This is a genomic window from Catellatospora vulcania (genome assembly GCF_009720385.1).
Taxonomy (GTDB): domain Bacteria; phylum Actinomycetota; class Actinomycetes; order Mycobacteriales; family Micromonosporaceae; genus Catellatospora; species Catellatospora vulcania.
Genome location: NZ_WARX01000014.1, coordinates 209620 through 228826, shown reverse-complemented (window position 1 = coordinate 228826; position 19207 = coordinate 209620). Strand labels below are relative to the sequence as shown.

At 70.9% G+C, this 19207-nt stretch carries 17 protein-coding genes; 9 read left to right on the top strand and 8 right to left on the bottom strand.

Going from position 1 to position 19207, the window contains the following annotated elements; genetic code table 11:
- Nucleotides 1-51: 51 nt before the first annotated feature.
- From F6W97_RS31290 to guaB, 3 genes are all read right to left on the bottom strand, one after another.
- A complete protein-coding gene (locus F6W97_RS31290; RefSeq protein WP_155374148.1) occupies nt 52-1485 on the bottom strand; it encodes a M1 family metallopeptidase in 1434 nt (477 codons plus the stop codon).
- A gap of 142 nt (nt 1486-1627) precedes the next feature.
- Nucleotides 1628-2761 (bottom strand): GuaB3 family IMP dehydrogenase-related protein, encoded by a 1134-nt coding sequence (locus F6W97_RS31285; RefSeq protein ID WP_155374147.1) that lies wholly within the window; start codon nt 2759-2761, stop codon nt 1628-1630.
- A 39-nt stretch (nt 2762-2800) separates the two neighbouring features.
- Nucleotides 2801-4288: an IMP dehydrogenase gene (gene guaB / locus F6W97_RS31280; RefSeq protein WP_155374146.1), complete on the bottom strand. Its 1488-nt coding sequence runs from the start codon at nt 4286-4288 to the stop codon at nt 2801-2803.
- A gap of 245 nt (nt 4289-4533) precedes the next feature.
- Here guaB and F6W97_RS31275 point away from each other — a divergent pair, with 245 nt between their 5' ends.
- Entirely contained in the window at nt 4534-4914 is a 381-nt protein-coding gene (locus tag F6W97_RS31275; protein WP_120317068.1) for a DUF5319 domain-containing protein, read from the top strand.
- Between the two features lie 71 nt (nt 4915-4985).
- On the opposite strand, the gene F6W97_RS31270 is transcribed toward F6W97_RS31275, so the two are convergent.
- Entirely contained in the window at nt 4986-5786 is an 801-nt protein-coding gene (locus tag F6W97_RS31270; RefSeq protein WP_155374145.1) for a helix-turn-helix transcriptional regulator, read from the bottom strand.
- Between the two features lie 200 nt (nt 5787-5986).
- On the opposite strand from F6W97_RS31270, the gene F6W97_RS31265 reads away from it, so the two are divergent.
- Complete coding sequence (locus F6W97_RS31265; RefSeq protein ID WP_155374144.1) at nt 5987-6358, top strand: WhiB family transcriptional regulator; 372 nt, start codon at nt 5987-5989, stop codon at nt 6356-6358.
- Here F6W97_RS31265 and F6W97_RS31260 read toward each other — a convergent pair.
- From F6W97_RS31260 to groES, 4 genes are all read right to left on the bottom strand, one after another.
- Nucleotides 6339-7910 carry a molybdopterin-dependent oxidoreductase gene (locus F6W97_RS31260; RefSeq protein WP_155374143.1) on the bottom strand — a complete coding sequence of 524 codons (1572 nt, stop codon included), beginning with the start codon at nt 7908-7910 and terminating at the stop codon, nt 6339-6341. The genes F6W97_RS31265 and F6W97_RS31260 overlap by 20 nt on opposite strands.
- A 157-nt stretch (nt 7911-8067) precedes the next feature.
- The gene (locus F6W97_RS31255) at nt 8068-9036 is read right to left on the bottom strand and encodes a hypothetical protein (protein ID WP_155374142.1); all 969 of its coding nucleotides are present in this window, start codon (nt 9034-9036) and stop codon (nt 8068-8070) included.
- A gap of 102 nt (nt 9037-9138) precedes the next feature.
- Nucleotides 9139-10782 (bottom strand): chaperonin GroEL, encoded by a 1644-nt coding sequence (groL, locus tag F6W97_RS31250; RefSeq protein ID WP_155374141.1) that lies wholly within the window; start codon nt 10780-10782, stop codon nt 9139-9141.
- 68 nt (nt 10783-10850) lie between these two features.
- Nucleotides 10851-11165 (bottom strand): co-chaperone GroES, encoded by a 315-nt coding sequence (gene groES, locus F6W97_RS31245; protein ID WP_186315790.1) that lies wholly within the window; start codon nt 11163-11165, stop codon nt 10851-10853.
- A gap of 327 nt (nt 11166-11492) precedes the next feature.
- Between groES and F6W97_RS31240 the strand changes: the two genes are divergently transcribed.
- The 7 genes from F6W97_RS31240 (at nt 11493) to F6W97_RS31210 (ending at nt 19180) form a co-directional block, all read left to right on the top strand.
- Complete coding sequence (locus F6W97_RS31240; protein WP_155374140.1) at nt 11493-12662, top strand: class I SAM-dependent methyltransferase; 1170 nt, start codon at nt 11493-11495, stop codon at nt 12660-12662.
- Between the two features lie 88 nt (nt 12663-12750).
- The gene (ybaK, locus tag F6W97_RS31235) at nt 12751-13230 is read left to right on the top strand and encodes a Cys-tRNA(Pro) deacylase (protein ID WP_155374139.1); all 480 of its coding nucleotides are present in this window, start codon (nt 12751-12753) and stop codon (nt 13228-13230) included.
- A gap of 505 nt (nt 13231-13735) precedes the next feature.
- Nucleotides 13736-14821, top strand: coding sequence for a sugar ABC transporter substrate-binding protein (locus tag F6W97_RS31230; protein WP_155374138.1), 1086 nt, complete (start codon nt 13736-13738; stop codon nt 14819-14821).
- A 95-nt stretch (nt 14822-14916) separates the two neighbouring features.
- Complete coding sequence (locus tag F6W97_RS31225; protein ID WP_155374137.1) at nt 14917-15690, top strand: ATP-binding cassette domain-containing protein; 774 nt, start codon at nt 14917-14919, stop codon at nt 15688-15690.
- 116 nt (nt 15691-15806) lie between these two features.
- Nucleotides 15807-16952 carry a sugar ABC transporter permease gene (locus tag F6W97_RS31220; RefSeq protein WP_155374265.1) on the top strand — a complete coding sequence of 382 codons (1146 nt, stop codon included), beginning with the start codon at nt 15807-15809 and terminating at the stop codon, nt 16950-16952.
- A gap of 29 nt (nt 16953-16981) precedes the next feature.
- A complete protein-coding gene (locus F6W97_RS31215; RefSeq protein ID WP_155374136.1) occupies nt 16982-18157 on the top strand; it encodes an ROK family transcriptional regulator in 1176 nt (391 codons plus the stop codon).
- A gap of 42 nt (nt 18158-18199) precedes the next feature.
- Nucleotides 18200-19180, top strand: a complete 981-nt coding sequence (locus F6W97_RS31210) for a DNA adenine methylase (RefSeq protein WP_196279404.1) — start codon at nt 18200-18202, stop codon at nt 19178-19180.
- Nucleotides 19181-19207: the final 27 nt, after the last annotated feature.

The window sequence follows — 19207 nt, the reverse complement described above, 5'->3', positions numbered from 1 at the left end:
TTGACACGAAACAGCGATCTTGTCGCGGCGCGACGGTGAAACGGCGGGGTGTCACTGGGCGGGGCGGCCGGTTTCGAAGAGCCACTTCTGGAAGAAGTCGGTGAGGTTCTGGCCGCTTATGCGCTCGGCGAGGGTGATGAACTCGGCGGTGTTGGCGTTGCCGTCGCGCTGCTCGGCGGCCCAGGTCTTCAGGATCTCGAAGAACTTGTCGTCGCCGACGAGCTTGCGCAGCGCGTGCAGGGTCATCCCGCCGCGGTCGTAGACACTGCCGGAGAAGATGTTGTCGGCGCCGGGCGAGCCGGGCGCGATGTCCCAGATCCGGCTGCCGGGGTCGTCGTAGCGGGAGTCGAACTCCTCCTGGATGGTGGAGACGCCGATCTTCTCGCCCCACATCCACTGGGCGTACGTGGCGAAGCCCTCGTTGAGCCAGATGTGCTCCCAGCGGTCCACCGAGACGCTGTCGCCGAACCACTGGTGGGCCAGCTCGTGGGCGACCACGACGGTGTTCTGCCCGCGGCTCCAGAAGGCGTTGGAGTAGACCGGCCGGGTCTGCGTCTCCAGCGCATAGCGCACCCGCTCATCATCGATGACGATGCCGCCGTAGGCGTCGAAGGGGTACGGCCCGAAGTACTGCTCCAGGAAGTCGGTGATGTCGGTGGTCTGCGCCATGGCCTCGTCGATGTTGCCCTTGGGCAGCGACTCGGCGACCGCGGTCAGCACCGGCTTTCCCTTGTGCACGCCCTCGACCGTGCGGTAGTCGCCGATCACGAAGGTGGCCAGGTAGGGGGCCATCGGCGAGGTGACGCGCCAGCGCCAGCTGGTCCAGCCGTTCGCGGTGGACTTGCCGTCGAGCAGGCCGTTGCTGATGGCGTCGAGGTCACCGGGCACGGTCAGCTCGATGGCGTACAGCGCCTTGTCCCTGGGGTGGTCGTTGACCGGGAACCAGGTGGTCGCCGACTCGGGCTCGCCGAGCGTGAACGCCCCGTCGGCGGTGGTGAGGAAGCCGGTGATGCCCAGGTCGGGGGCGGTGATCGCCTTGGGCACGCCGCCGTAGGTGACCACGGTGACGAACTGCTTGCCGGACGCGAGCGGGACGGCCGGGGTGATGATCAGCTCGTCGCCCTGCCGGGTCGAGGCGGCCGCCACGCCTTCGACAGTGATCTTGTCGACGACCAGGCCGTGCAGGTCGAAGTGGAACTTCGACAGGTCGGTGGTGGCGGTGGCGGTCACCGTGGCGACGCCCGCCAGCTTGTCGGTCGCCGGGTCATACTTGATCTTCAGGTCGTACGCGGAGACGTCGTACCCGCCGTTGCCGTAGCCGGGGAAGTACGGATCACCCGCGCCGGCCAGGTCGACGGGCATGGCGACCGGGTCGGGGAAGTCCTGCGCGCCCGCACCGCTGAACAGGGGCCGGGTGGCGCCCGAGCATCCGCCCAGCAGCGCGGCCGTCACCGCCGCCACCACGACCCACGTACGCCTGACCATGCGACCTCCCGCCTTAGAGCCCCACCCTAACCGCAGCCGACTACGCCGCACGTCCACTCGGGGCCATCCGGCGCGTTACCGCACAAAGCCCCGCCGGGCTGCGCAGGCAGCGCGACGGGGCTTCGCTGACGTTCCTCTGCGCTCAGTTGTCGAGCAGCAGGCCGACCTTCTGGAACTCCTTCAGGTCGCGGTAGCCGCACTTGGCCATGGCCCGCTTGAGGCCGCCGAACAGGTTCAGCAGGCCGTCGGGGTCGGTGGCCGGGCCGTAGAGCAGCTGCTCCAGCGAGCCCAGCGGCTCCGGGGTCAGCCCGATCGAGCCGCGCGGCAGCTTCGGGTGGCTGGCCGACGGGTGCCACCACAGGCCGTTGCCGGGCATGTCCTCGGCAAGTGACAGCGGAGCGCCGAGCATGACCGCGTCCGCGCCGCAGCCCAGCGCCTTGGCGATGTCGCCGGAGGTGTGCAGGTCGCCGTCGGCGATCAGGTGCACGTACCGGCCGCCGGTCTCGTCCAGGTAGTCGCGGCGGGCCGCGGCCGCGTCGGCGATCGCGCTGGCCATCGGCACCCGGATGCCGAGCACGGTGTCCGTGGTGGTCAGGTGGTCCGCGCCGATGCCGACGATGACGCCCGCCGCACCGGTGCGCATCAGGTGCAGCGCCGTCTGGTAGTTGGTGCAGCCGCCGACGATGACCGGCAGGTCCAGGTCGGCGATGAACTCCTTGAGGTTCAGCGGCTCGTCCACCGTGGAGACGTGCTCCGCCGACACCAGGGTGCCCTGGATGACCAGCAGGTCCACCCCGGAGTCGAGGATGACCGGGGCCAGCGCCAGGGTGTGCTGCGGGGACACCCGCACCGCCACGGTGACGTTGCCGTCGCCCGCCAGTGCGCGCATCTCGCGCACCCGCTCCGCGATCAGCTCCGGCTTGATCGGCTCGGCGGCGTAGAGCTGCTGCAGCCGGGCGGTCAGGTTCTCCTCCTCGCCGGCCTCGGCCAGCGCTTCGAGCTGCTTGCGCGGGTCCTCGTACCGGGTCCACAGGCCCTCGACGTTGAGCACGCCCAGCCCGCCGAGCCGGCCCAGCGCGACCGCGCTGGCCGGGCTCATGATCGCGTCGGACGGGTGCGCCACGCACGGGATGCCGAACTTGTACGCGTCCAGCTGCCAGTTCGTCGAGACGTCGTCCACATCGCGGGTACGTCGGCTCGGCACGATCGCGATGTCATCCAGGTGGTAGCCGCGCTGGGCGGTCTTCCCCATGCCGATCTCGACGATGTCACGCACAGTGGATCCTCTCCGCGGTTCTCTTCAGCTTCGCAGACGCTACCGCGAGTGGTAGTTCGGCGCTTCCACGGTCATCTGGATGTCGTGCGGGTGGGACTCCTTGAGCCCCGCCGCGGTGATGCGCACCAGCTGGCCGCGCTCGCGCAGCTGGGCTATGTCGGCCGCGCCGCAGTAGAACTGCGCCTGGCGCAGGCCGCCGACGAGCTGGTGGGCGACCGTGGCCAGGGTGCCGCGGTAGGGCACCTGGCCCTCGACGCCCTCGGGGATGAGCTTGTCGGCCTGGGTGACGTCGGCCTGGAAGTAGCGGTCCTTCGAGTAGGACTGGGCCGCCGGGCCGCGGGCCAGCATCGCGCCGAGCGAGCCCATGCCGCGGTACGCCTTGAACTGCTTGCCGTTCATGAAGACCAGGTCGCCGGGGCTCTCCTCGCAGCCGGCCAGCGCCTGCCCGAGCATGACGGTCTCCGCGCCGGCCACGATCGCCTTGGCGATGTCGCCGGAGTACTGGATGCCGCCGTCGCCGATCACCGGCACGCCCGCGGGCGCGCACGCCCGGGTGGCCTCCATGATGGCGGTGATCTGCGGCACGCCCACGCCCGCCACGATCCGGGTGGTGCAGATGGCGCCCGGCCCGACGCCGACCTTGACCGCGTCCGCACCAGCCTCGACCAGCGCCTTCGCGCCCGCGTAGGTGGCCACGTTGCCGCCGACGATGTCGACCTCGGCCTCCCTCTTGAGCTGCGCGACCAGCTCCAGCACGGCCCGGTTGTGCCCGTGCGCGGTGTCCACCATGATCACGTCCACGCCGGCCTCGATCAGCGCCCGCGCCCGCTTGTAGCCGTCCTCGCCGACACCCACCGCGGCGGCGACCCGCAGCCGTCCCGCGGCGTCCTTGGTGGCCAGCGGGAACTGCTCGGTCTTGACGAAGTCCTTGACGGTGATGAGCCCGCGCAGCCGGCCGGCCTCGTCGACCAGCGGCAGCTTCTCCACCTTGTGCGAGCGCAGCAGTGTCAGCGCCTGCTCCTTCGACGCCCCCACCGGCGCGGTGACCAGCGGCATCGGCGTCATCACCTCGCGCACCCTCACCGACATGTCGGTGACGAAGCGCATGTCCCGGTTGGTGACGATGCCGACCAGCGTGCCGTCGGCGTCGGTGACCGGCAGGCCGGAGATCCGGTAGCGCGCACAGGTGGCGTCCACGTCGCGCAGCGTGTCGTCCGGCGAGCAGGTGACCGGATTGGTGATCATGCCGGACTCGGACCGCTTCACCAGGTCGACCTGGGCCGCCTGGTCCTCCACCGAGAGGTTGCGGTGCAGCACGCCGATGCCGCCCTGGCGGGCCATCGCGATCGCCATCCGGGCCTCGGTGACGGTGTCCATGGCGCTCGACACCAGCGGGATTTGCAGCGTGACGTTCCTGGTCAGCCGCGTCTGGGTGGTCACCTGGCTGGGGATCAGGTCCGATTCACCGGGCACCAGCAGGACGTCGTCGAAGGTGAGGCCGAGTGGAATCTCGCGGGCGGCGTCCATCTTTTTGTCCCCCTGGGTCCGGAGCGCTCCACTGTTGGCTCGTCCCGGTCGTCCGCCTGAACGGCGGCCGCCGACGACTCCCCAACAGCGGCATGTGGGTATATCGGGCTCCAACAAATCGTACCCAGCGCGTGAGCTGCCCCGAATTCGCCCATGGGTGGGGTGGCCCACCTCATGGAGATCTGTCGCTGACGCGCGGGGGACTCATGCCCCCGCTGCCGCGCTCAGGGGTCTAACGTGAAGGGGTGCAGCACGACGAGCCCATTGATCCCTTCCACGGGGACCCGACCGACCCCACGGCCGGCCTGGACGACCCCGAGGGCGACGCGTACGGCGAGCTCTCGACCCAGGAGCGCGCCGACCTGCTCGCCGACCTCGCCGAGCTCGAGGTCTACCAGGTGCTGCTCTCACCCAAGGGCATCCGCGGCCTGGTGGTCGACTGCGAGGACTGCCGGGAGCCGCACTACTTCGACTGGGACCTGCTCCGGGGCAACCTGCGCCACCTGCTCGACTCCGGCCGCCCGCGGGTGCACGAGCCCGCCTACGACCCCGACCCGGACCACTACGTGACCTGGGAGTACGCCCGCGGCTACGCCGACGCGGTGGACGACATGGTCGAGGAGTAGCCCACCACACGTGCCCGAGGCCGCACCCGGATCACCGGGTGCGGCCTCGTTGCTTGTTCAGCGCGGGAGGGTCAGAAGACCAGGCCGGCGCGGAAGCCCGCGGCGACCGCATGGGCCCGGTCCCGCGCGCCGAGCTTGCGGAACAGCCGCCGGGCGTGGGTCTTCACGGTGTCCTCGGAGACGAACAGGTCGCGGCCGATCTCGGCGTTGCTCTGGCCGTCGGCCATCCCGCGGAGCACCTGGAGTTCCCGCTCGGTCAGGGTGACCGAGCGGGCCGGGCGCACCGCGCCACCGGGCGGAGCCTCCCCCGGCAGGTCGCCGCGCTGGGCGGGCACGACCGCGGACGACACCGTGCCCGGACCGCGGTTGGCGTACGGCACCGACATGCCCGGACCCGCGGGAGGCATGGCCCGGCCAGGTCCGTGGACGCCGGGGGCGGGCGCGCGGGAGGCCCCGGCCATCACCCCGCTGACCGCGGGGCGGATGGCGTCGGCGGTACGCGTGGCGGGTCGGCTGACCAGCAGCAGCGCCTTGGCGGCGGTGCTCACCGGATCAGGGTCGGTCCCGCCGATCAGCCCTCTGGCCCCGGCCCGGATGGCGGCCTGCGCGGCGGCAGGCTCCTCCGGGCCGAACAGCACCAGCTGGGCGTGCGGCACCGCGGTCATCACCTTTCGGGTGAAACCCACGGTGTCGGGCCGGGTGAGCGCGGTGTCGGCCAGCACGATCCCGGCCGGGAACGCGGCAAGCTGCGCTATCGCCTCGGCGGCACTGGTCACGGTACGTACTCCCGCGGCCACCCCCAACCGGTCGGCACATGAGGCGATGGTCGCGGCCGCCGCGGCGGTGCGGACGCATACGAGAACGGTCTGCACGGTGATCCCCCTCTCTCCTGCGAAGAAGACCACGAGACACCCAGATCATTACGCACTTTCCGGGGATTCCGTCGAAATCTCGGTCCAGCACTACCTGATCATCCACTGGATGGCGACAAGTGGACGTACGCGGAGTAACGTGCTGACGTTGCCTAAATCTCTTCGCTTGAACTCAAGCCTCCCATCCCCTAGGAGGTCAGATGGCTCACTTCCGCAGACTTCCCGGTCCGATAGCCGACGTTTGGGACTGGCAGCATCACGGCGCGTGCAAAGGCCGTGACAGCCTGCAGTTCTTCCACCCCGATGGTGAAAGAGGCTCATCTAGGGGCCGTCGCGAGAACGCGGCGAAACAGGTATGCGGCCGCTGCCCGGTGCGATCCGAATGCGCCGCGCATGCGCTTACCACCCGCGAGCCATACGGCGTATGGGGCGGGTTCACCGAGCACGAGCGGCACCAGCTGTTACAGCTGGGCTGGCGTGAATGCGCCGACCGGCGCGGCGACCGCGTCGACGTGCAGCGGCTCGAGGCTCGCCTCTCCGAGGACGAGGACGTCAGCGCACCTGCACGCTGATCGTGTGCCAGCCGGTCGCCCCGTCCGGGGCGGGATCGGCACGGTCCTCCGTCTGCACCTGACCACTGGTGTCCGCCGCGCGCACGGCGAGCGTGTGCTCGCCCGGCGCGGCGTCCCAGCGGAACGTCCACTGCCGCCAGGTGTCCGGTGAGACGGTGCCGGCCAGGTCCGCGGGCTGCCACGGGCCGTCGTCGACGCGCACCTCCACCGCGGTGACCCCGCGGTGCTGGGCCCACGCGACGCCGGCCACGGTCACCGTGCCCGCGGTGACCGTGCCGCCCTCGCGCGGGGTGTCGATCCGGGACTCGGTCTTGATCGGGCCCTGCGCGGACCAGCCCCGGCGCACCCAGTACGCGTCGAAGTCGGCGAAGGAGCTCAGCTCCAGCTCGGTGACCCACTTGGTGGCGCTGACGTAGCCGTAGAGGCCGGGCACCACCATCCGCACCGGGAAGCCGTGCTCGACCGGCAACGGCTCGCCGTTCATGCCCACCGCCAGCATCGCGTCCCGGCCGTCGCGCAGCGCCGCGGTCGGCGTGCCGCAGTTCCAGCCGTCCACCGACCGGCTGACCACCTGGTCCGCGCCGTCCAGCGGGCCGGCCTCGTCGAGCAGGTCCTTCAGCGGCACGCCGAGCCAGCGGGCGTTGCCGATCAGGTCGCCGCCGACCTCGTTGGAGACGCAGGCCAGCGTCACGTACCGCTCGATCATGGGGCGGGCCAGCAACTGCTCGTAGGTCAGCGTGATCGGCCGGGCCACCCGGCCGTGGATACGCAACTGCCAGCCGGCCGGATCGACCTGCGGCACGATCAGCGCCGTGTCAATGCGGTAGAAGTCGCCGTTCGGGGTCACGTAATCGGACAGGCCCGCCACCTCCGGATCGACCGTGCCCGGCAGCGCGGGCGCGGGCGTCGCCGGCGGCGGCAGCTTGATCCCGGCTCGGGCCTGCTCCACGTCCTTGCGGGACGCCAGCGCACGCCCGACGTATCCGGCGACCAGCGCCGCGCCGACCCCGGCCGCGCTCAGCCGCAGGAACCGCCGCCGCCCCGCCGCGCGGGAGGCCTCGGTGGCCGGGCTGTCGGGCAGCGCCGCCACGCGGTCGGCCACCCCCAGCAGCAGGTGCAGCACGCCCACCGCGGCGGCCGCGCCGAGCGCGGCCGGCAGGAACGCGAAGGCTCCGGCGTCCGGACGGGTCAGCGCCGCCACCGCCCCGATCAGGCCGAACAGCCCGATCCCGGCCACGCCCCAGCGGAAGTCCCGCCGCGCGGCCAGGCCCACCAGCGCGGCGAACACCGCCAGCAGCAGCGACGTGCCGACCAGCAGGGCGACCTTGTCGTACACCCCGAAGACGCTGATCGCCGCGGCCTTGACCGGCTCCGGCACCAGGTCGATCACCGCGCCGCCGACCGCGATCAGCGGCGCGCTGCGCGGTCCCGTCCACACGGCGACCAGCTCGCCCAGCCCGACCGCCACCGCGGCCGAGACCACGCCCGCCACCATCGCCCGACTCCGACTCACCACGCCGCCAGTCTGCTCCGAACACCCCCCGAACAACATCACCCGCGCCTTACCGATCCCTTACCGATGCCGACGCCCGGGTCCGGAATCGCGCCGCAGTTTCGGGGAAACTGCAGCCTCGCGGCCCCCTGATCACGCAGTTTCCCCGAAACTGCAGGCCGGGCCGCGGCGCGGCCCGGGGTGGGGTGGGGTGGGGTTAGTGGGTGATGGGGATGTCTACGGCGATATTGGGTGGGGTGTCGAAGCTGCCGTAGATGGCGCTGAACGAGAGGCGTACCGAGTCGACGTCGGGGCCGAGCACGCCGTCGAAGACGATGACGCCGGTCGCCTCGCCGCCGGCGGGCACGGTCCCCTGCCAAGTGCTCGCGCCGGGGTCCGGCAGCAGTGTCTCGCCGGCGACGGTGAGCTGGGCCCGGCCGAACACCGGCAGGGTCAGCGCGTCCCGGCCGGTGTTCTCGCCGCGGATCTTGACCTTGGTGGCCTGGCTGGTGACCTCGACGCTCAGCACGGTGATGGTCAGCGGCCCGCCGGTCTCGGACGCCTCCGACGCCAACCGCTCCTGGCCGGACTCGTTGCGCTTGTTGATCCACGGCGGGGTCGCGAACTCGCTCAGCTTCGCCACCCCGGCCTGCACCATCGAAGTGGCCAGGTAACCGCCGCCCGCGCACAGGGCCAGCAGCAGGAGCGCGGTCAGCACCATGCCGATCCCGCCGCCACGCCGCGCTGACGAGCCCGCCGCCGCGCCCGCAGGATGACCGGGGGTGCCGGGATAAGCCGCACCGTGCGTGCCCGGGTACGCCGAGCCCTGGGTGCCGGGTGGGGCCGCCCGACCGGCGGGATAGGCGGAGCCGCCCGGGTAGACGGTCCCGCCGCCGGGCCGGGTCGCGTCGCGTCCGCCCACCTGAGCGCGGCCCGCCGCCGGGAACGCGCCCGGCGCCACCCCGGGCAGTTCCGTGGCCGGGGTCCGGGAGCTGCTGCTCTTGGCCAGGTCGATCAGGCCCAGCAGCAGGGCCACCACCAGGCCCACGCCGCCCGAGATGGCCAGCGCCCTGGCCCGGCTCACCTCGGCCGCGGTCAGGTAGTCGGTCAGGCCGGTGCCCAGCGTCGCGACCAGGTAGGCCAGGCCCACCAGGCCGAAGTACCGCAGCATCCCGCGCCCTGTCATGCCAGGGACCCTATCGACCGTTGCGCATGCCACAAAGGACGGAAAGGCGACAGCGGGCCCCGGCCGGAGCCGGGACCCGCTGTCGAGGTCAGCTGCTCAGGCTCAGAAGCCCGGGCCGTGCGAGTGGCCGTGACCGTGGCCGTGGCCGCCGCCGTTGCCCGCGGGCTCGGCCTTGGCCGGCTTCTCCACGATCAGCGACTCGGTGGTGAGCAGCAGGCCGGCGATCGACGCGGCGTTGATGGCCGCGTTGCGGGTCACCTTCACCGGGTCGACGATGCCGGACTTGACCAGGTCGACGAACTCGCCCTTGGCCGCGTCGAGGCCGGTGCCCCATTCGCTGGCCTGGACCTTCTGCACGATGACGTAACCGTCGTGACCGGCGTTCTGCGCGATCCAGCGCAGCGGCTCGACCAGCGCCTTGCGCACGATCGAGACACCGACCTTCTCCTCGCCGGTGAAGCCGAGGTCGTCGTCGAGCACGGAGACGATCTGCGCGAGCGCAGCGCCGCCACCGGGGACGATGCCCTCTTCGACAGCCGCACGGGTGGCCGCGATGGCGTCCTCGATGCGGTGCTTGCGCTCCTTCATCTCGACCTCGGTCGCGGCGCCGACCTTGATGACGGCGATGCCACCGGACAGCTTGGCCAGGCGCTCGCCCAGCTTCTCCTTGTCCCAGTCGGAGTCCGAGGCCTCGATCTCCTTGCGGATCTGCGAGACGCGCGAGTCGACCTCGAGCTGCGAGCCGCCACCGTCCACGATCGTGGTGGTGTCCTTGGTGATGACGGCGCGGCGCGCCGAGCCGAGCTGCTCCAGGGTGACGCCGTCGAGCTTGTAGCCCAGCTCGGGCGCGATCAGCTCGCCGCCGGTGAGCACGGCGAGGTCCTGCAGCATCGCCTTGCGGCGGTCGCCGAAGCCGGGGGCCTTCACCGCGGCGACCTTGACGGTCTTGCGGATCGAGTTCACCACCAGCGTGCTCAGCGCCTGGCCGTCGACGTCCTCGGCCACGATCAGCAGCGGCTTGCTGGTCTGGAGAACCTTCTCCAGCAGCGGCAGCAGCTCCTCGATCGAGGAGATCTTGCTGGTGGTGATGAGGATGTACGGGTCGTCCAGCACGGCCTCGCCCGACTCGGGGTCGGTGACGAAGTGCGGCGAGATGAAGCCCTTGTCGAACTGCATGCCCTCGGTGATGTCGAGCTCGGTGGTCATGGTCGAGCCCTCTTCGACGGTGATGACACCGTCGCGGCCGACCTTGTCCATCGCCTCGGCGATCAGCTCACCGATGGTGGAGTCCTGCGCCGAGATCGTCGCGACCTGCGCGATGTCGGACTTGTCGGCGACCGGGGTCGCCTTGGCCAGCAGCGCGTCGCTGATCTTGGTGACGGCCGCGTCGATGCCGCGCTTGATGCCGGCGGGGTAGGTGCCCGCGGTCACGTTGCGCAGGCCCTCGCGGACCATCGCCTGGGCCAGCACGGTGGCCGTGGTGGTGCCGTCACCGGCGACGTCGTTGGTCTTCGTCGCCACCTCCTTGACCAGCTGCGCGCCCAGGTTCTCGTACGGGCTCGACAGCTCGATCTCCTTGGCGATGGTGACGCCGTCGTTGGTGATCGTGGGCGCGCCGAACTTCTTGTCGAGGACCACGTTGCGGCCCTTGGGGCCGAGCGTGACCTTGACGGTGTCGGCGAGTGCGTTGACACCGTGCTCCAGCAGGTGCCGCGCTTCGTCGGAGAAGGCAAGGATCTTAGGCATCAATCGTCTCCCTTAAACGTCACGATGCCCCGGCCCGCCCGCGAGGGCGTGCCGGGGCATCGCACGGATCACTTCTCGACGACCGCGAGGACGTCGCGGGCGGAGAGCAGCAGGTACTCCTCGCCGGCGTACTTGACCTCGGTGCCGCCGTACTTCGAGTAGATGACCTTGTCACCCACCTTGACGTCCACCGGGATGCGGGTGCCCTTGTCGTCGACGCGGCCGGGGCCGACAGCGAGGACGGTGCCCTCCTGCGGCTTCTCCTTGGCGGTGTCGGGGATCACGAGGCCCGACGCGGTGGTGGTCTCAGCCTCGTTCGCCTGGACCAGGATCCGGTCCTCGAGCGGCTTGATCGCAACCTTCGTCGCGGTAGTCACGAGCATACCCTCCTGGGGTATAGCCCCGGTTCTCGCAACACGAGACCCGGGTGTTGTCTTCTGGTCAAGTCTTCTGCCCGAACGCAGCCGTCGTCGCGGGTGTCGGCGTCGCCGGGCGGGTCATGCGTTAGCACTCTGCATGGCAGGGTGCTAACTCCGAACATTATGCCGCGTCTAGCACTCAGTCAAGGAGAGTGCCAGCCGCCACTTGGTGAATTATCCGATTCACCTGGTGTCCAGCGCTCAGCGGGGGTGTGTCGCGGGCCGCTGTGACGTCGTCGATCCGCCTGCCGCCGCCGGGACGCCCCCCGGGCCCGCTGCCAGAATGAGGGCGTGGATCTCGATCAGCTCGCGCAGCTGCGTACCCCCGACGGTGTGGCGGCGCTGGACCTGGCCGCGGAGCTGGCCGGGACCGACGAGCTGGCCGCCGCGTCGGCGCTGCGGGCTCGCGGCGTGCCGCCGGGCCTGGCCGCCGCCGCCCTCACCCAGGTGGCCCTGCGCCGCCGGGCGTCGGCCAAGTTCGGCGCGGACGCCGGGCGGGTCTTCCTCACCCGCGCGGGGCTGGAGCAGGCCACCCGCGAGATCGTCGCGACGCGCCGCGCGGCCCGGCTGCGCGCCGCGGGCGTGACGGCACTCGCCGACCTGGGCTGCGGCCTCGGCGCCGACCTGCGCGCGGTCGCCGCCACCGGCATCCGGGCGTACGGCGTCGACGCCGACCCGCTGACCGCCGCCTGCGCCGCGCTCAACGCCCCCGACGCGACCGTGGCCTGCGGCGACGCTCAGGACTTCGACCTGAGCCAGGTCGACGCCGTGTTCTGCGACCCGGCCCGGCGCAGCGGCGGACGGCGCGTCTTCCGCCCCGAGGACTACTCGCCGCCCTGGGACTGGGTGGTGTCCCTGCCCCAGCGCGTGCCGCACACCGTGCTCAAGCTGGCCCCCGGCATCGATCAGGCGCTGCTGCCCCCCGGCTGCGAGCTGGAGCTGGTCTCCGTCGACGGCGACGTGGTCGAGGCCGCCGCCTGGTGCGGCCCGCTGGCGGCCGCGCCGCGCCGCGCCACCGTGTTCCGCGACGGCGTCCCGCATGAGCTCACCGGCACCGGCGACCGGACCGCCCCGGTGGCCCCGCCCGGCTGCTACGTCACCGACCCCGACGGCGCCGTCGTCCGCGCCCACCTGGTCGCCGAGTTCGCCGCCGCCCACGACGGCTGGCTAGCCGACCCGAACATCGCCTACACCTGGTCCGACACCCCCATCACGTCCCCCTTCGGCCGCTGCTTCGCCGTCGACGAGGTCCTCCCCTTCTCCCTCAAACGCCTGCGCGCCACCCTCCGCGACCGCGGCGTCGGCCGCCTCGAAATCCTCAAACGCGGCAGCGCCCTCGACGTCGAACAACTCCGCCGCGACCTCCGCCTCGCCGGCCCCCACCCGGCCTCCCTCCTGCTCACCCGCACCGGAACCACCCCGCTGGCCATCCTCGCCACCCCGGTCCCTCAACTGCGTTGATCATGAACTTATGGCACGGTTCGGCGGCGTGTCGTGTCCACAAGTCCCTGATCGATTCCGCGGCCCGCGGCGGCGGTAGCATCGCGGCGTGGCCAGCCAGGGGACTCCCGCGACAGCACTGCTCACGAAGCAGAAGGTGAAGCACACGCTGCACCCGTACGAGGTGTCGCCGGACTCCCCCAACTACGGCGCGCTGGTCGCCGACGCCATCGGCGCCGACCCGGCACGCGTGTTCAAGACGCTGGTCACCGAGGTCGACGGCGCACTCACCGTGGCGGTGGTGCCGGTGACCGGCGAGATCGACCTCAAGGCGCTGGCCGCGGCGGCGGGCGGCAAGAAGGCGGCGCTGGCCGATCGCGACCTGGCGGAGAAGACCACCGGGTACGTCCGCGGCGGCATCAGCCCCCTCGGCCAGCGCAAACGCCTGCCCACGGTGATCGACCGGTCGGCCCTCGACGCCGACCTGATCTACGTCTCCGCCGGCAAGCGCGGCCTCCAGCTCCGCCTGGCCCCCGCCGACCTGGTCCGCCTCACCTCGGCCGTCCTCGCCCCCATCGCCCGCACCTGACCCGTCGCACCGACCCGGTCCTGACCAGGCCGTCTTCGTCACATCTCGTTAAGAGTCGCGCCTACCCGGGCACCCGGAAGACGCGACTCCTCCAGAGTCGCGGCCGCCAGACGGCGGACGCCCGACGCCGGACGAAAGACGGCGGGCGGCGGGCGGCCGGGCGGGTCCGACGAAAGCTCGCAAGATCAAGATGATCGCGCGGGGCGGGTTGTCCAATTGCCGGGATTGAGTGTGTCGTACCCACAAAACGTGCAAGATCGTCGCCCCGGGAAAGGGCAGCGAGCGGGCGGGTTACGGGGACGTTGCTGAATTGTTATTGCCAACAACAAACCTTGGGCTTGCGCGTTTGCATTTGTTGCGCATACGTTGTCGCACACAACAAAACCCCGTGTGACCGGCCTCACGCACTGATGAACGCTGTTGGACTCGCCTGGAACCGGAACCCGGCGGGGCCGCCCGCACCACCTGAATACACACCCCTGAATCCGAGAGGATTTGAGCAACGATGCGCAAAGGGATCCTGGCTGTAGCCATGACCGGCCTGATGGCCGTCACCGGCTTGGCCGCCTGTGCGGAAGACGCCCAGCCCGCCGACTCGAAGACGCCCTACGTGGGCGTCATCCTGCCGGACAGCAAGTCCTCGGCCCGCTGGGAGACCGCGGACCGCAAGTACCTGGAAGAGGCCTTCAAGGCCGCGGGTGTCAAGTACGACATCCAGAACGCCCAGGGTGACAAGACCCAGTTCCAGAGCCTCGCCGACCAGATGATCACCAAGGGCGTCACCGTCCTGGTCATCGTCAACCTCGACTCCGGCACCGGCAAGGCCGTGCTGGACAAGGCCGCGGCGCAGGGCATCCCCACGATCGACTACGACCGGCTCACGCTGGGCGGCAACGCGAAGTACTACGTGTCCTTCGACAACGTCGCGGTCGGCCGCCTGCAGGGTGAGGGCCTGGTCAAGTGCCTCACTGAGAAGGGCGCCAAGAACCCGGCCATCGTGCAGCTGAACGGCTCGCCGACCGACAACAACGCGACCCTCTTCAAGGAGGGCGGCGTGTCGGTGCTGAAGCCGAAGTACGACGCCAAGGAGTACACCCTCGCTGACGACCAGGCCGTGCCGGACTGGGACAACGCGCAGGGTGGCGTGATCTTCGAGCAGATGCTGACCAAGGCCAACGGCAAGATCGACGGCGTGCTCGCCGCGAACGACGGCCTGGGCAACGCGGCGATCTCGATCCTGAAGAAGAACAAGCTCAACGGCAAGGTCCCGGTCACCGGCCAGGACGCGACCGTGCAGGGCCTGCAGAACATCCTCCTCGGCGACCAGTGCATGACCGTGTACAAGGCCGTCAAGAAGGAGGCCACCGCGACCGCCGAGCTGGCGATCGCCCTGGCCAAGGGTGAGACCAAGTCCGTCTCGCAGACCACCAAGGACTCCGAGACCGGCAAGGACGTGCCCTCGGTCCTGCTGGAGCCGCAGGCGATCTACTTCAACAACGTGAAGGACGTCGTCACCGACGGCTACGTCACCAAGGCAGAGCTGTGCACCGCCGACTTCGCGGCCAAGTGCACCGAGGCCGGCATCAGCTGACCTGCACGCTCAACCAGAATGTGGTCCCTGGGGGTCGCAAGGCACCCCGGGGACCACGTCTGTGGAACAGGCAGTAACCCCTCGAACGGAGCGCCCTGATGGGAACCCCTCTACTCGAACTGCGTGGGATCAACAAGAGCTTCGGCCCGGTGCAGGTGCTGCGGGACGTCGCCCTCACCGTCCACCCAGGCGAGGTAACCGCACTCATCGGCGACAACGGCGCCGGCAAGTCAACGCTGGTCAAGTGCATCGGCGGGATCTACCCCATCGACTCAGGCGAGTACCTGATGGAGGGTAAGCCCGTCCACGTGCACAACCCGCGCGACGCCGCCAGCCACGGCGTCGAGATCGTCTACCAGGATCTCGCCCTGTGCGACAACCTGGACATCGTCCAGAACATGTTCCTGGGCCGTGAGAAGAAGAGCGGCATGATCCTCGACGAGCCGACGATGGAGCAGCTCGCGCAGCAGACGCTGGCCGGCCTGTCCGTGCGTACCGTCAAGTCGGTGCGCCAGCAGGTGTCGAGCCTGTCCGGCGGCCAGCGGCAGACCGTGGCCATCGCCAAGGCCGTGCTCTGGAACAGCAAGCTGGTCATCCTCGACGAGCCGACCGCCGCCCTGGGCGTGGCGCAGACCCAGCAGGTGCTGGAGCTGGTCCGCCGCCTGGCCGACAACGGTCTGGCCGTTGTCCTGATCTCCCACAACATGAACGACGTGTTCGCTGTCTCCGACCAGATCGCCGCGCTCTACCTGGGACGGATGGCGGCCCAGGTGAAGACCTCGGACGTCACCCACTCGCAGGTCGTCGAGCTGATCACCTCCGGCCGCAGCGGCACGCTGGGCCTCGTCGAGGAAGGAGCCGCAGCGTGAGCACCACCACCACGAACCCCTACGAGACCGGGGAGAAGGTCGCGCTCCCGGCGAAGGACGACGGCGGTCTCTGGGGTTACCTGCGCAGCTACGGCCAGCGGGTCCGCGGCGGCGACATGGGCGCGCTGCCGGCGGTGCTCGGCATCATCGTACTGTCGATCGTCTTCTCGGCCGCCCGGCCGTCCTTCCTCACCCCGCTGAACTTCGCCAACCTGCTCACCCAGGCCGGACCGATCGTCGTGCTCGGCATGGGCCTGGTCTTCGTGCTGCTGCTCGGCGAGATCGACCTCAGCGCCGGCTTCGCCTCGGGCGTCTGCGCCGCGGTGCTCGCGATCATGCTGACCACGCACGGCTTCCCCTGGTACGTCGGGGTGCTCGCGGCGATCGTCACCGGCGTCGTGATCGGCCTGCTGCTGGGCTTCCTGGTGGCGAAGGTCGGCATCCCCTCCTTCGTGGTCACCCTCGCCGGCTTCCTGGCTTTCCAGGGCACCGTGCTGTGGCTGCTCAAGGAAGGCACCAACATCTCGATCCGCGACGAGGTCATCATCTCGCTGGAGAACGAGTACCTGCCGCCGACGGTCGGCTGGGCACTGGGCGCGTTGACCGTGCTCGGCTTCGCCGCCACCCAGCTCATCCAGCAGCGCAACCGCCGCCGCCGCGGGCTGCCCGCGCTGCTCTGGCAGGTCGTCACCTTCCGCGTGGTGGGCCTGGCCGTGCTCGTCGGCATCGCCGTCGCCGTGCTGAACGAGGAGCGCAGCCGCAACGCGCTGTTCTCGCTCAAGGGCGTGCCGATCGTGGTGCCCGTGATCGGCGTGCTCCTGCTGCTGTGGACGTTCGTGCTGCGCCGCACCGCCTTCGGCCGCCACATCTACGCCGTCGGCGGCAACCGCGAGGCGGCCCGCCGGGCCGGTATCGCCGTGGACCGCATCCGCATCTCCGCGTTCGTCATCTGCTCCGCGATGGCGGCGGTCAGCGGCATCCTCGCCGCCAGCATGGCGCGCTCGGTCGACCCGAACACGGGCGGCTCGAACGTGCTGCTGTACGGCGTCGCCGCGGCCGTCATCGGTGGCACCAGCCTCTTCGGCGGCAAGGGCCGCGTCCTCGACGCGGTGCTCGGCGGCCTGGTCATCACGATGATCATCAACGGCATGGGCCTGGTCGGCTGGAGTTCGGCGTACAAGTACGTTGCCACCGGCATCGTGCTGCTGCTGGCGGCGAGCGTGGACGCTTTCTCGCGTAGGCGTTCCGCCGCGAGCAGCTGAACCGACGTACGCCTGTAAACGGGAGAATCATGCGAGCGGGACCGAGCCAGGAGGAGATCCGGCGGCAGAACCTCGGCGCGTTGCTGCGGTTCGTGCACGTGCGCGGCTCCATCTCCCGCGCCGAGCTCACCTCCGAACTCGGTCTCAACCGCTCCACCATCGGCGCCCTCACCGCTGACCTGGCCGCTGTCGGCCTGGTCAGCGAGGAGGCGCCGCGGGAGACCGGCCGCGCCGGCCGCCCGTCGCTGGTGGTGCGCCCGTCCTCGGACCTGGTCTACGCCTACGCCGCGAGCGTGGAGGTGGACCGGATCCGGGTGGCGCGGGTCGGGCTGGGCGGCGTCATCCTGGATCAGCGGGAGGCGCCGCGCCCGCACGGCGAGGCCATCGAGGCGGTACGCCCCGTGGCCGAGTTCGTCGCGCAGATGGCAGAGAGCGTCAAGCCGCAGGCCCGGTGCATCGGGGCCGGCATCGCCGTGTGCGGGCTGGTCCGCCGCGAGGACGGCCTGGTCCGGCTCGGACCGCACCTGGGCTGGCTGGACGAGCCGCTCGGGCACGCGCTGCAGGACCGGCTGCCCGACCTGCTCCCGCAGGTCGCCGTCGGCAACGTGGCAGATCTGTGCGCGCTCGCCGAGCACACCCGCGGCGTCGCCGTGGGCTGCGACAACATCATCTACATGTACGGCGACGTCGGCGTCGGCGCGGGCATCATCGCCGGCGGGCGCCGGGTCACCGGGCACGGCGGTTACGGCGGCGAGGTCGGCCACATGGTGGTCAACCCGCACGGCCGCCCCTGCGGCTGCGGCTCCCGCGGCTGCTGGGAGACCGAGATCGGCGAGCAGGCGCTGCTGCGCGCGGCCGGCCGGGACACCGCGCTGGGCAGCGAGGCGGTGCTGGCCGTGGTCGAGGCCGCCGCGCGCGGCGACGCCACCGCCCAGGTCGCGGTACGCCAGGTCGGCGACTGGCTCGGGTTCGGCGTGGCCAACCTGGTCAACATCTTCAACCCTGAGCTGGTCATCTTCGGCGGCACGCTGCGCGACGTCTACCTGGCCTCGGCGGCGCAGGTGCGCAGCCGGCTGAACAGCATCGGCCTGCCCGCCACCCGCGAGCACGTCCGGCTGCGCACGCCCAAGCTGGGCGGCGACGCGGCCCTGCTGGGCGCGGCGGAACTCGCCTTCGAGCAGTTGCTCGCCGACCCGCTGGGGTGAATACCGGCCGGTAGCCCGAACCATCCAGCACAATGGATGGTTGTGCTCGCCCCCTTCCCGCCTCGTCGCCTGCCCGGCCTGTCCGACGCGCCGCACGCGATCCCGTACCAGGGCAGCAAGCGGCAGCTCGCACACGCGATCGTGCCGCTGCTGCCGCCGGACACCGCCCGGCTGCTGGAGCCGTTCGCCGGGTCGGCCGCCGTCGCCATCGCCGCCCGCCACCTGCGCATCGGCGACACCGCGGAGATCAGCGACGTGAACGAGCCGCTGATGCGGCTGTGGCAGCGGGTGCTGGCCGAGCCGGTCGCGCTCGCCGACGACTACGAACGGCTGTGGCACGAGCAGCTGGCCGACCCGAAGGCGTACTACGACGCGGTGCGCACCCGCTTCAACCAGACCCACGAGCCGCACTGCCTGCTCTACCTGCTCGCCCGCTGCGTCAAGGCGGCGGTGCGCTACAACCGCGACGGCGGCTTCAACCAAGGCCCCGACCGGCGGCGGCTGGGCGCGCGCCCAGCCGCGATGCGCACCCGGCTGGCCGCCACCGCCCGGGTCCTGTCCGGCTGCCGGGCGTACACCGCCGACTACGCCGACGTGCTCAGCAGCGCCGAACCCGCCGACGTCGTCTACCTCGACCCGCCCTACCAGGGCGTGAGCCAGGCCCGGGACCACCGGTACATGGCCGGGCTGCCCCGCGAGGCGTTCGTGGCCCGACTGCGCGAGGCAGTCGCCCGGAACACCTCGTTCCTGCTGTCCTACGACGGCCTGTCCTACGACGGTCCGTCCCGCGAAGGCGACGCCGCCGAACGCACCTACGGCGACCCGCTCCCCGCCGAACTCGGCCTGCTCCACCTGCACCTCGACGCGGGCACGTCCTCCCAGGCCACCCTCAACGGCCGGCACACCCGCACCGTCGAGTCCCTCTACCTCTCCCCCGCCCTGGCCGCCCGCCTCGGCGGCCCCGACGCGGTCCACGCGGCCCTGACCGGACCAGCCGCGGGCGGCTCACCCGCCCCCCGATAGACGTTGGCCTATCCAGATGAGAATTCG

What these genes read in the sequence shown, in the direction of transcription:
- groES (WP_186315790.1), bottom strand. Translation starts at nt 11,165, where the DNA reads ATGCTCGTGACTACCGCGACGAAGGTTGCGATCAAGCCGCTCGAGGAC.
- F6W97_RS31220 (WP_155374265.1), top strand. Translation starts at nt 15,807, where the DNA reads ATGGGCGCGCTGCCGGCGGTGCTCGGCATCATCGTACTGTCGATCGTC.
- F6W97_RS31290 (WP_155374148.1), bottom strand. Translation starts at nt 1,485, where the DNA reads ATGGTCAGGCGTACGTGGGTCGTGGTGGCGGCGGTGACGGCCGCGCTG.
- groL (WP_155374141.1), bottom strand. Translation starts at nt 10,782, where the DNA reads ATGCCTAAGATCCTTGCCTTCTCCGACGAAGCGCGGCACCTGCTGGAG.
- F6W97_RS31215 (WP_155374136.1), top strand. Translation starts at nt 16,982, where the DNA reads ATGCGAGCGGGACCGAGCCAGGAGGAGATCCGGCGGCAGAACCTCGGC.
- F6W97_RS31255 (WP_155374142.1), bottom strand. Translation starts at nt 9,036, where the DNA reads ATGACAGGGCGCGGGATGCTGCGGTACTTCGGCCTGGTGGGCCTGGCC.
- F6W97_RS31260 (WP_155374143.1), bottom strand. Translation starts at nt 7,910, where the DNA reads ATGTTGTTCGGGGGGTGTTCGGAGCAGACTGGCGGCGTGGTGAGTCGG.
- F6W97_RS31230 (WP_155374138.1), top strand. Translation starts at nt 13,736, where the DNA reads ATGCGCAAAGGGATCCTGGCTGTAGCCATGACCGGCCTGATGGCCGTC.
- guaB (WP_155374146.1), bottom strand. Translation starts at nt 4,288, where the DNA reads ATGGACGCCGCCCGCGAGATTCCACTCGGCCTCACCTTCGACGACGTC.
- F6W97_RS31265 (WP_155374144.1), top strand. Translation starts at nt 5,987, where the DNA reads ATGGCTCACTTCCGCAGACTTCCCGGTCCGATAGCCGACGTTTGGGAC.